8 protein-coding genes are annotated in these 11003 nt (G+C 70.8%); 2 read left to right on the forward strand and 6 right to left on the reverse strand.

The window, feature by feature from the left end; translation table 11 throughout:
• Window positions 1–56: 56 nt before the first annotated feature.
• Together ACZ3ZD_RS35425 and ACZ3ZD_RS35430 are read left to right on the forward strand one after the other, a co-directional pair.
• Window positions 57–1601, forward strand: a complete 1545-nt coding sequence (locus ACZ3ZD_RS35425; protein WP_467407013.1) for an alpha/beta hydrolase — start codon at window positions 57–59, stop codon at window positions 1599–1601.
• Between the two features lie 150 nt (window positions 1602–1751).
• On the forward strand, window positions 1752–3239 hold the full coding sequence (locus ACZ3ZD_RS35430; protein WP_467407017.1) for an NACHT domain-containing protein: 1488 nt from the start codon (window positions 1752–1754) through the stop codon (window positions 3237–3239).
• 1168 nt (window positions 3240–4407) lie between these two features.
• Here ACZ3ZD_RS35430 and moeZ read toward each other — a convergent pair.
• From moeZ to ACZ3ZD_RS35460, 6 genes are all read right to left on the reverse strand, one after another.
• Window positions 4408–5586, reverse strand: a complete 1179-nt coding sequence (gene moeZ / locus ACZ3ZD_RS35435; protein ID WP_467407019.1) for an adenylyltransferase/sulfurtransferase MoeZ — start codon at window positions 5584–5586, stop codon at window positions 4408–4410.
• Between the two features lie 63 nt (window positions 5587–5649).
• Entirely contained in the window at window positions 5650–6399 is a 750-nt protein-coding gene (locus tag ACZ3ZD_RS35440) for a spherulation-specific family 4 protein (RefSeq protein ID WP_467407021.1), read from the reverse strand.
• A complete protein-coding gene (locus ACZ3ZD_RS35445) occupies window positions 6387–7346 on the reverse strand; it encodes an NAD-dependent epimerase/dehydratase family protein (RefSeq protein WP_467407025.1) in 960 nt (319 codons plus the stop codon). Before ACZ3ZD_RS35445 ends, ACZ3ZD_RS35440 begins: the two co-directional genes overlap by 13 nt.
• A complete protein-coding gene (locus tag ACZ3ZD_RS35450; RefSeq protein WP_467407028.1) occupies window positions 7343–7474 on the reverse strand; it encodes a hypothetical protein in 132 nt (43 codons plus the stop codon). Before ACZ3ZD_RS35450 ends, ACZ3ZD_RS35445 begins: the two co-directional genes overlap by 4 nt.
• A 67-nt stretch (window positions 7475–7541) precedes the next feature.
• Window positions 7542–9038, reverse strand: a complete 1497-nt coding sequence (locus ACZ3ZD_RS35455) for a hypothetical protein (protein WP_467407030.1) — start codon at window positions 9036–9038, stop codon at window positions 7542–7544.
• The gene (locus ACZ3ZD_RS35460; protein WP_467407034.1) at window positions 9035–10774 is read right to left on the reverse strand and encodes a DUF3492 domain-containing protein; all 1740 of its coding nucleotides are present in this window, start codon (window positions 10772–10774) and stop codon (window positions 9035–9037) included. Before ACZ3ZD_RS35460 ends, ACZ3ZD_RS35455 begins: the two co-directional genes overlap by 4 nt.
• Window positions 10775–11003 lie beyond the last annotated feature (229 nt).

The following is an 11003-nucleotide window of genomic DNA, read 5'->3' on the forward strand; positions in this document are numbered from 1 at the left end:
CGCGTACGGACCGCCCCCGGCGCGCGCCCCGGCGTGCACGCCCCCACGATGGGGGTATGGCGAACCCCTCCCTGCTGCGCGCCACCGCGCTGACCACCACCGCTGTGCTGCTCTCCGCCGTGCTGGCCGGCTGCGGCGGCAGCGCGAGGGACGGGGATCTCACGGCGCAGAAGCTGGACTGGAAGGACTGCACGGCGCCCTCGGAGGCGGAGGGCGGCGGCAGCGCCCCGTCCCCGCTGCCGAACGGCGCCAAGTGGGAGTGCGCGACCATGCGGGCACCACTGGACTGGAGCCGGCCGAAGGGCGACACGATCGGCATCGCCCTGATCCGGGCGCGGGCCAGCGGACCCGCGAACCGGCGGATCGGCTCACTGGTGTTCAACTTCGGCGGCCCGGGCGGCAGCGGAGTCACCACCCTGCCCGCGTTCGCCGCCGACTACACCGCCCTGCGCACCCGCTACGACCTGGTCAGCTTCGACCCGCGCGGGGTCGGCCGCAGCGCACCCGTGGAGTGCGAGAGCGACGCCCAGCTCGACGACTACTTCCAGCAGGACGCGACCCCGGACGACAGCGCCGAACGCGCCCAGCTCGTCACCCGCACCAAGCAGTTCAACGCGGCCTGCGAGAAGAACTCCAAGAAGATCCTGCCGCACGTGCGCACCACGGACGCGGCCCGCGACATGGACCTGATGCGCCAGGTCCTCGGCGACACCAAGCTGCACTACTTCGGCATCTCCTACGGCACCGAACTCGGCGGCGTCTACGCCCACCTCTTTCCCCGGCACGTCGGCCGGGCCGTCCTCGACGGCGTCGTGGACCCCACCCAGACCCCGGAGCAGGGGGCCCTCGGCCAGGCCAGGGGCTTCCAGCTCGCGCTCGACAACTTCGCGAAGGACTGCACCTCGAAGGCCACGGAGTGCCCGATCGGCGCCACCGAGCAGGAGGTCAAGGACCGCATCGCGAAACTCCTCGCCGACCTGGAGAAGAAGCCGATCCCGGGCATCTTCCCGCGCCAGCTGACCCAGACCGCCGCCACCAACGGCATCGCCCAGTCCCTGTACTCGAAGGACTTCTGGGAGTACCTCACCGAAGGGCTGGAGCAGGCCTACGACGGCGACGGCAAGGTCCTCATGCTGCTGTCCGACTCGATGAACGGGCGCAGCGAGAACGGCGAGTACAGCAACCTGACCGCGGCCAACATCGCCATCAACTGCGCCGACGAGAAGCAGCGTTACACCGCGGACTACGTCCAGCGGCAAGTGCCCGGGTTCCGCTCCGCCTCCCCGCTGTTCGGGGACTACCTGGCCTGGGGCATGGTGAGCTGCACCGACTGGGCGGTGCCGGGCGCCGCCGACCATCCCGACGTCAGCGCGGCGGGCTCGGCGCCCCTCCTCGTCGTCGGCAACACCGGCGACCCGGCCACCCCGTACCAGGGCGCTAGGAAGATGGTGGACGCGCTCGGCAAGGGCGTCGGCGTCGAGCTGACGTACAAGGGGCAGGGGCACGGCGCGTACGACAGCAAGAACAAGTGCGTGCAGGGGACCGTGAACGCCTACCTGCTGGACGGGAAGGTGCCGAAGGCCGGCACGGTCTGCTCGTGACCGGCCTCTCCTGACGCGGACGGGGGCCCCGGGCACCACAGGCACCCGAGGCCCCCGCACCACGGACCGGGGTACCGGCTCAGTAGACCGGCAAGTCAGACGATCTGAGAAGAGGGTCCGGTAGATCTCGTCAATCAGCTTTTCCATGGCGTGCAGCGGGTCTTTGTATTGGTTGAAAGAATTGAAGGTCGTTTCGAGTTTGAAGTCCAGCCCCTCAGAGAGTTCTTTGCGGCGCGACATCTGTACAAGACGGCACCTCACTACAGTAATGCCGTTGAGGTGTTTGGCTCACGCCCGGACCGTCTCGAAGCGTTGATACGCAATCCGTACTGGATGAACGTCGCGAGATTCTTTTGCGGCTGGTACGACAAAGGAGAGCTTGCCGATCTTTCGCGTCGACTGAAAGATCTGTGCAATGATCCAAATTTCGGATACTTGAAGCACCCCAGAGCGCTGATTAGCCGATTGCTGGGTGACTACGTTACGACGGCATCTCGGCGAGACACTAAACATCTCGCGGGTCAACTGACAGACGCCCTGAGTCTCCGACTTCTGCAATATCAGGCGGCGACTTCCGTGCGTCGCGCTGGGCGATCCAGCCTGCTCATTCCGCGTGATGCCGGGCTTTCTTCCCTGGTTGATGCTGCGAGGAGTGTTCTGCGAGATTGTAGTGCCGATGAAGTCATGTATGACATGGCTCGTTTCATTGCTACTCAAGACCAACCGGAAGAGCGATGTGCCTGGTGGCTAGATGAAATGCCAAATGAGCCGAGCGACGCGTCGGAATGGCTGCGTCGTGGAGTCGTCTCCCACTCATTGACACATCTATCGACGGAGACTGTTGAGCCTTTGTTCAGTACGGCTGAGCAGGGTGACATCGCTTGGGGACGATGTGTCGAGGCCGGACGTTTCGACGTAGCATGCTTGAATATTCAGCATTTTGAGAGGTACCTGGATGCGTTGGCAGAAGGCCACGCCACTCTATCCGTTCCGGATACCATAGAAGGGCATTTCGCCGAAGCGCTGGAAAACACTATTGGGGCAGGGCACTACGACCCTCGCTGGTCTAATCTACAAGTCGAAGTACCTGCCCCTGAGGCCGCGTCAAAAGAGGTACGTCAACGCATACGCGAGCTTGAAATGCTCCTGAGTGCCGGCCGTTCTGCGGCCCACTATGGAAGGTATCGCCTTAAAGATCTTGGCAAGCTAGCCGAGTTCGTTAGGAAGCACGTTGGTCAAGGGTGGGCTGCTTGGCGGCTGGCCTTTTACTCTTCGTTCGGACAAAAGAGTCAGGACGATGTGGATTTCTGCGATCAAAGCGCAACTCTGGCTCGTCGCGCCTCGACAGCCTGGTCGCACCGAGACGACCGAGGGTATTGGGACTCCCAATTCCGCCAGGACATTTCTGCCCGAGACAGGGCGGCTCTGGTGGCGGCCTTTGTTTGCCTCGCACCCGCACCTGTTATAGCCGACCTCCAGTCAGCGTTGCTGCGTGAATGGGAGAAACTGACATCATGGGTAGCTCACAGGGTCGTCCTGTTCGCTGACTCGTACTCTCAGAAGGCGACATCGACAAAAAATTCAAGTACCGGCATCTCCAGATCCGCTTGCTTGAAACGGAGTGAGGACTCTTCCTGATATCGGTCGGCCAAGTACAGCATGAGGGCGGACACTGCATCATTCCGCGCGGCAGTCCGAATGCCACGACTCCCGGTATGACCCTCGTTGAATATTTGCTGAAAGTATGCGCGTACGGAGTCAGGCCCACGGAAAAGCATGAACTTGAAGACGAGGTCAGAATTTCGGTCGAGTCTGGCGTCGATGTCATCACGCCACCAGAATGAAGTGGGAAGGTCAAGATGGTGATCCGCCCACTCCTGAACGCGATCTCGCAGGCCGTTATCAAGGTGTCCAGATGCGCTTACGTTTGAGACAAAGATGAACTCTCTAGCCCCGCGGGAAGCGAGAAGAGCAACCTTGCCTACCTCCTTCTTCAGGTGACTCAAAACCCATTCGTACAGATCGTTAGCAGTAGGAATACCCTGCGGAGTGGGTTCTCGAAATTTGACTTGATAGACGAGCCCGTCTACTAGCGATTCGTGGCCGTCGAGGGGCCGCATGGCTACTGCGTCTCGCCCTCCGTCAGGGCCGGAGATGGGGAAGCACTGCACTCGCGGGTGCTCAGCGGTAACGAGACTTTGCACCAGCCTTTGGAATCGACGCCCGTCCAACTGCTCGTAGGGGTAAGTCTCGCTCACGCCTGCGCCACCTCCCGGCTCGACTGACTGACAGTAGTAGTTTGCGCGAAGGCCCCGAGCCTGCGCAGGCGTTTGGTACGAAGTTGCATGCGCCGACGGGCCGTTCAGCGGGCCGTCGCCTTACAGAGCCAGCTTCAAGGGCCCGCGGACCTGGCGGTGCTCGCCCGTCGCCTAGTTCGGAGAGAGGGAGGGAAGCCGGCGGACTGGTCGAGGCGGATCGGTGAGCCCGCACGTGATGGAACCCATCCTTGCCCTTAGGACAGCCGCGATGGCGTCGGCTCCATCGGGGGCAGTACCGGGTTGCCCGAGCTCACGAGCCAGTTGCCGGTGTGAGACTGGTGCGTCGTGACGATCTGGTTTGTCCTGGGGTGCTTTGCGAGCTCCACGGCGTACTCGTCGGACGCCTGGCAGAGAGCCTGCGACGCCCCGGGCCGTCCCTGGGCCGTGCGAGGCTACCCGACGCCGACCAACAACGACGGAAGCCCACGGCGTCTGAGCAGCTCAGAGCCGTGGGCTTCCTCAGCCTCGCTGGTCAGCGAGAGCGGTGATCAGTAGACCGGCTTGTCCGGTTCGATCTGGTTGACCCAGCCGATGACACCGCCGCCGACGTGGACCGCGTCGGAGAAGCCCGCGGACTTCAGGACCGCGAGGACTTCCGCACTGCGGACGCCCGTCTTGCAGTGCAGGACGATCTTCTTGTCCTGCGGAAGGCCCTCCAGGGCGGTGCCGAGGAGGAACTCGTTCTTCGGGATCAGCCTGGCGCCCGGAATGGAGACGATCTCGTACTCGTTCGGCTCGCGGACGTCGATGATCTCGATGTTCTCGCCCTCGTCGATCCACTCCTTGAGCTGCTTGGGAGTGATCGTGGAGTCGAGGGCCGCCGCCTGGGCCTCTTCGGAGACGACGCCGCAGAAGGCCTCGTAGTCGATGAGTTCGGTGACGGTCGGGTTCTCGCCGCAGACCGCGCAGTCGGGGTCCTTGCGGACCTTGACCTGGCGGTACTGCATCTCCAGGGCGTCGTAGATCATCAGGCGGCCGACCAGCGGCTCGCCGATGCCCGCGAGGAGCTTGATGGCCTCGTTGACCTGGATGGAGCCGATGGACGCGCACAGCACGCCCAGGACACCGCCCTCGGCGCAGGAGGGGACCATGCCGGGGGGCGGGGGCTCCGGGTAGAGGCAGCGGTAGCAGGGGCCGTGCTCCGACCAGAAGACCGAGGCCTGGCCGTCGAAGCGGTAGATCGAGCCCCACACGTACGGCTTGTTCAGCAGCACGCAGGCGTCGTTGACCAGGTAGCGGGTCGCGAAGTTGTCGGTGCCGTCGACGATCAGGTCGTACTGGCTGAAGATCTCCATCACGTTGTCGGCTTCCAGCCGCTCCTCGTGAAGGATCACGTTCACGTACGGGTTGATGCCCTTGACGCTGTCGCGTGCGGACTCGGCCTTGGAGCGGCCGATGTCGGACTGGCTGTGGATGATCTGGCGCTGCAGGTTCGACTCGTCCACCTCGTCGAACTCCACGATGCCGAGGGTGCCCACGCCCGCGGCGGCCAGGTACATCAGCGCCGGCGAGCCCAGACCGCCGGCGCCCACACAGAGCACCTTGGCGTTCTTCAGCCGCTTCTGCCCGTCCATCCCCACATCGGGGATGATCAGGTGGCGGGAGTACCGGCGGACCTCGTCTACGGTGAGCTCGGCAGCCGGCTCGACCAGGGGTGGCAGCGACACGGGGACTCCGTTGGTCGGTCAATCACTACGGTTGTTCTCCTCGTAACACTGCCACGGCCTTCTTCATTCCGAGACACCTGTCCCGACCCGCGAGACGATCTCGTCCCAGTAGCCGGGCATGGTCTCCCAGGGGTCCGCCTGGCCGCCCCGGTCCGTGCGGTCCGTGAAGTAGACGGTGGCCGCGCCCTGCCAGCGTGCGATCCGCAGCGCCTCGTCCAGGTGGCCGCGGGGCACGCTGTGCACGAAGTGGCAGAAGCGGTCGGGCGGGTAGTCGGCGGTCCACTCGGCCACCTGCGACCAGCGGTAGTCGGACCAGGAGCCGGCGAAGGTCACCAGCTGGTCGGCGTTCTCGGCGTACCCGGGGTGCGGATGGCGGCCGTGGCCGAGGACGATGTGGGCGCTGTCGGCGAGCGCCCGGAGGGTGGTGATCGCGCGACGGACCTCGGGGAGCGCGGCACGCTCGACGGGGCAGCGGTCCAGCAGGAAGCCGTCGACCCGGTACCAGTCGAGATGGCGGTGGGCGTCGGAGATCAGGTCGCCGAAGGCCCGGGTGCCGTGGGTGAGGTCGAGGTGGCCGAGGACGCGGACGCCGGCGGACCGCAGCCGGGCCACGGCCCCCAGGCAGTGCGGGTCGGGGCGGCTGCCGGGGCCGGCGGCGACGTCGAGGACCACCCAGTCCACCGGGGTGCCGGGGCGGGCGAGTTCCGCCCACTGGGCCGGGGCGACGAGCGGGTGGGCGTAGCCGGGGATGCCGAGGGCGGTGCGCACGCCGGTGCCGGCGGTGCCCGCGGTGGCGTTGGTCAGATGCGGCATGCCGCCTCCATCCAGATGTCGGCCAGGGATTCCTCCAGGTTGATGCGGGGGCGCCAGCCGAGCCGGTCGCGCGCGGTGCGCACGTCGGCCTGCTGCCAGCTGCCGCAGCCGTCCGGATAGGGGTACGCCACCGGCATCGTGTGCTCGGAGTCGACGCGGGGATGGCCGATGGTGGCGCGCAACGGTCCGGGCGGGGCGTCGAGTTCGTGGAGGGAGCCGCCGTACCCGGCCACGCGTGCGAGGACGGCGGCGGCGTCCCTGAGGCGGACGGCGCGGCCGGAGCCGATGTTGATCACGCCCTGTGCGGCGGAGAGCGAGGCGGCGTGCACGGCCCGGGCGACGTCGCGTACGTCCACGAAGTCGCGCTGGACGCCGAGGCCGCCGAGTTTGAGTTCGCCGTCGCCGGACTGCATCGCACGCCGCATGGCCTCCGCGAGGCGGCCGAGCGGGGAGCCGGCCGGGGTGGCGGGGCCGGCCGGGGAGAAGACGCGCAGCACGACGGCGTCCAGGCCGGAGCCGAGGACCAGTTCGGTCGCGGCGAGTTTGCTGACGCCGTACGGGCCGCCGGGGCGCGGTACGGCGTCCTCGGCGGTGGAGGACCCGGGCTGGCTGGGACCGTACTCGGAGCCGCAGCCGATCTGCACCAGGCGGGCACCGCACCCGCTGCGGCGAAGGGCCTCGCAGACGGTGGCCACGGCGACGGTGTTGTGCCGGGTGAGTTCGCGGGCCCCGCCGCGGGTGGCGCCCGCGCAGTTGACGACGACCCCGGGGTGGACCGCGTCGAGGAAGCGGGTGAGCGCGCCCGGGCTGCCGGTGGCGAGGTCGAAGCGGACGTCGGCGTCGTCGCCGCGGCCGAGCGCGGTGAGCTGGACGGCCGGGTCGGCGAGCAGGCGGTCGGCGACGAAGCGGCCGATGAATCCGTTGGCTCCGATCAGCAGGACCCTCATCGGGCGGCTCCCGGGGTGTGCGCGCCGGTGGTACCGGCCGTGTCGACGGCTCCTGCGGCTGCTCCGGACGCTCCGGCGGTCGCGGAGGCGCCGGGCGCTCCGGACGCTCCGGCTCGGGAGGTGGTCATCTGGTGTTCTCCTTCAAAGGGGTGGTGCGGGTGCCGCCGGCGGCGGGCCGGCCCGGTGGCGGAAGGTTCACTCGGGTGCTCCCGGGGGCGCGTGGGCCGAGGCCCGGGTGAGGGTGCGGCCGGCGTGCCACAGCAGGGCGAGGGCCGCGGTGCCGCAGGCCAGGGCCGGTACGGCGGCCTCGCCCCAGGCGCCGACGAGAGCCTCGACGGGGGCCGCGAGGAAGGCGCAGCCGGGCAGCCGGCCGGCCGTCGGCAGCGCGAGGGCTGCCGCTTCCGTGGCCGCGGCGGCGCCCAGCGCGAGGGCGGGGGCGTGCCGGTGGCGGTGCACGGTGAGCAGGCGGGCGAGCAGGAGCAGGGCGCCCAGGGTGAGGGCCTGCGCCGGGGCCGCGGGCTCGCGCAGGACGGTGCCGCACAGGGTGAGCAGTGCGCCGAGGGCGGCCAAGAACAGGGCGATCGCGCCGGCCAGCAGGGGTTTCGCGGCGGCCGTGAAGTCCTCCAGGCCGCGGCTGCGGGCGAGCCTGCGGCGGGCGCCGGCCGCGAGCAGGTGGGCGGTCCAGGCCGCCGGGGCGAGGGCCTGCAGGAGGGCGAGGACGGACGCGGTGGCCGTGGGCCAGGGGCCGTCCGGGGTGACGGGGCCGCCGGTCAGGAGGACGTGGAGGAGGCCGTCGCCGACGAGGGCGTATCCGAGCAGCCAGAGCGTCCACGCGCGCGTGGCGGCCGCGGCGCGCCACGCGCGGGTGCCGGGCGGAGCGGCGAGCGGGCCGTGGCGCAGTGCCGCGCGCGTGGCGAGGGCCACGGCGAGGAGGCCGCCGAGTGCCAGGGGCAGGCGGGGCTGGCCGTGGGTGAGCCGCAGCCCGGCCACCGTGGCCGCGCCGAGCGCTCCGGGCAGGAGGGTCAGCAGCACCCAGCCGGCGCGGACCCGGGGCGCCGGCGGGGGCGCGGGTTCCGGGCGCGGCTCGGGGTCGCGCGGCACGCGCGCGTACAGCTCCTCGGCGAGCGAGAACACGTCGCGGTGGCGGAAGCGGGCGGCGGACCGGTCGGTGACACCGTGCGCCTCCAGCCCGGCCGCGATCTCCAGCGGGTCCACGGCCCGCTCGCACAGCTCGCGGTGGCGGTGCAGCAGGGCCTTCACCGGGTCACCGGACCCTCGGCGCGGGCCGGTGGCGCGCTTCGGCCCGGATCCGGCGTCCGCTGCGCCGCGGGGGCGGGGCGGGGCGGGGGCGGTCGGGGCTCCGGGGGCGTGTACGGGGCCGCGCCCGGCGTCCGCTGCGGCGCGGGGGCGGGGCCGGGCGGGGGCGGTCGGGGCTCCGGGGCCGGGTCCGGGATCGTGCTCGGCGGGGTCGCCCGTCAGCCACTCCCCCGACCGCGTGTCCCACGGACCGGCGCCGCTCGGCATCCCGGGCCGGTCGGCTCCGGCCGGCTCCCGGAGGCCCGGGGTGCCGTCCTCGGTGGCCCGGGGCACCGCGGTCGTCTCCGGGGCCCCGGAGGCGACCGGGGTGCCCGGGTCCCCGTCGAGACTCCGAGCGGTCCCGCCGCCGGTGGCGCGGCTGTCCAGGTCGCTCATCGTGCTCCCTCCGCTGCCAGCGGGGTCGCGCGGACCGGGGTGTCGGCGGCCCAGGCGGGAAGGGCGCGGGGCAGGGCACGGGCGGTGGGCCCGGTCCAGCGGCCGGGGACGTGGGACTCGGCCGGGGTGGCGAACGGCAGGGGCTCGCCGGACTCGTCCAGGACGACCCGGCGGACCGGGCAGTGCGAGACGATCTCCAGGTAGATGCCGTGAAATGCCGCGATGTTCTGGTCGACGGTGAACAGTTCGAGCGCCCGGGCGCGCGCGGCCGCGCCGAGGCGCGCACGGCGCTCGCGGTCGCGCAGCAGCGCCACGCACGCCTCGGCGAGCGCCCTGGGGTTGCGCGGGGGCACGACCAGTCCCGTGCCGCCGATGACCTCGACCACCGCGCCCACGTCCGTGGAGACGGTGGCCCGGCCGCAGAACATGGCCTCGACCAGGCCGGTCGGGAAGCCCTCCACGACGCTGGAGAGGACGACGACCGCGCCGGCGGCGTAGGCGTCGGGCAGGGTCGGGGCCTCCGGGGCGCCGATCTCCGCGAAGGTGACGGGGTTGTCGCCGACGGCGTGCGCGCCCTCCGCCTCGTCCGGGAAGAGCTGCGCGGCGAGCGCCCGGCAGTGGCCGAGGTAGGCCGCGCCCTCGGCGCCGGCGGGCGCGCCGACGATCCGCAGGCGGGCGCCGGGCTGCTGCCTGCGGACCTCGGCGAAGGCGTGCAGCAGGGAGACGAGGTCCTTGGCGGGTGTCACGCGGCCGACCCAGACCAGGGTGTCCGGTTCGGCGCGGTCCGGGGCCTCGCCGACCTCCGTGAAGCGGTCGGCCGGCATGCCGGGGTACACCGTGCGGATCCGGTCGCGGTCGGCGCCGCACCGTTCCTGCCAGCGGCGGGCGTGCGCGTTGCCCGGGGTGAGGATCGCGGCGGCGCGGTAGACCTCGGCGGCGAGCCGGCCGTGGAAGGCGCCGAGCAGGGCGCGTACGGCGGGGGCGGTGTCGGGGCCGAGGGCCAGGTAGTGGGAGCGCAGGTGCACGCCGTACTCGGTGACGAGCAGCGGGACGTCGCCGAAGTGCCGGGCGAGCAGGCCGACGAGGGCGGCGGGGCCGCCGGTGGTGGCGTGGCAGAGGTCGGCCGCGAGGAGGCCGTCGTCGCCGTACCAGCCGTACCGGTCGAGGGAGAGGGGGCGCAGGGCGCGTTCGAGGTGGGCGGCGACGGCGAGCAGATCGGGTACGCGCGCCTCACGCGCCGTGCGCAGGGCGTGCGGGGCGCGTGTGGCGCGTTCCAGGGTGCGTACGGCGGTGTCGGAGCGCAGGGCGCCGGCGAGTCCGCCGGTCTCGCGTGCGAGGTCGGCGAGTGCGTACAGCGCGCTGCGGAAACGGTCCGCCTGGTCGTCGGACGGGTCCGGGGACCCGGCGTCCGATGCCCCCTCGGCCCCGCCGGCCGCCCCGGCGCTCGCGGTGCAGATCCCCGCGACCAACTCGCCGTAGCACTCGGCGAAGCGCCGGCGTGCACGCCGTCCGAGGGCGACCCCGTCGTCCTCGGGCGGCCACGGCGGCGCCGTACGCACCAGCCTGACCTGCGGCGGGAGCGGAACGGATTCCTCGGCCCGCCGGTCCGGGCCGCAGTCGAGCGCGTAGACGTCGAACTCGTGCTGTGCGAGCCCGCGCACGAGCCGGTCGCACCAGAGCATGGCGCCACCGCTCACATACGGATAGCCACCCTCGGTGAGCAGTCCTATGCGCACGTGTGCACCCCCGATCTCCCGTCTGGGGAGCCGCCGGTGGCCCGGCGGCTCGCAGCGGGACGAACGTAGAGGCACATGGCGGTGGGGGGGGGGGGGGGGGGGGGGGGGGCCCCCCCCGGCGGGGGGGGGGGGGGGGGGGGGGGGGGGGGGGGGGGGGGGGGGGGGGGGGGGGGGGGGGTTGTTTTGGGGGGGGGGGGGGGGGGGGGGGGGGGGTGGGGGGGGGGCCGGG

Source organism: Streptomyces sp. NPDC023481 (assembly GCF_055560195.1).

Bases quoted from the DNA above. Each gene is read 5' to 3' on its own strand.
- ACZ3ZD_RS35425 (WP_467407013.1), top strand. From the start codon at position 57: ATGGCGAACCCCTCCCTGCTGCGCGCCACCGCGCTGACCACCACCGCT.
- ACZ3ZD_RS35440 (WP_467407021.1), bottom strand. From the start codon at position 6,399: ATGCCGCATCTGACCAACGCCACCGCGGGCACCGCCGGCACCGGCGTG.
- ACZ3ZD_RS35445 (WP_467407025.1), bottom strand. From the start codon at position 7,346: ATGAGGGTCCTGCTGATCGGAGCCAACGGATTCATCGGCCGCTTCGTC.
- ACZ3ZD_RS35450 (WP_467407028.1), bottom strand. From the start codon at position 7,474: ATGACCACCTCCCGAGCCGGAGCGTCCGGAGCGCCCGGCGCCTCCGCG.
- ACZ3ZD_RS35455 (WP_467407030.1), bottom strand. From the start codon at position 9,038: ATGAGCGACCTGGACAGCCGCGCCACCGGCGGCGGGACCGCTCGGAGT.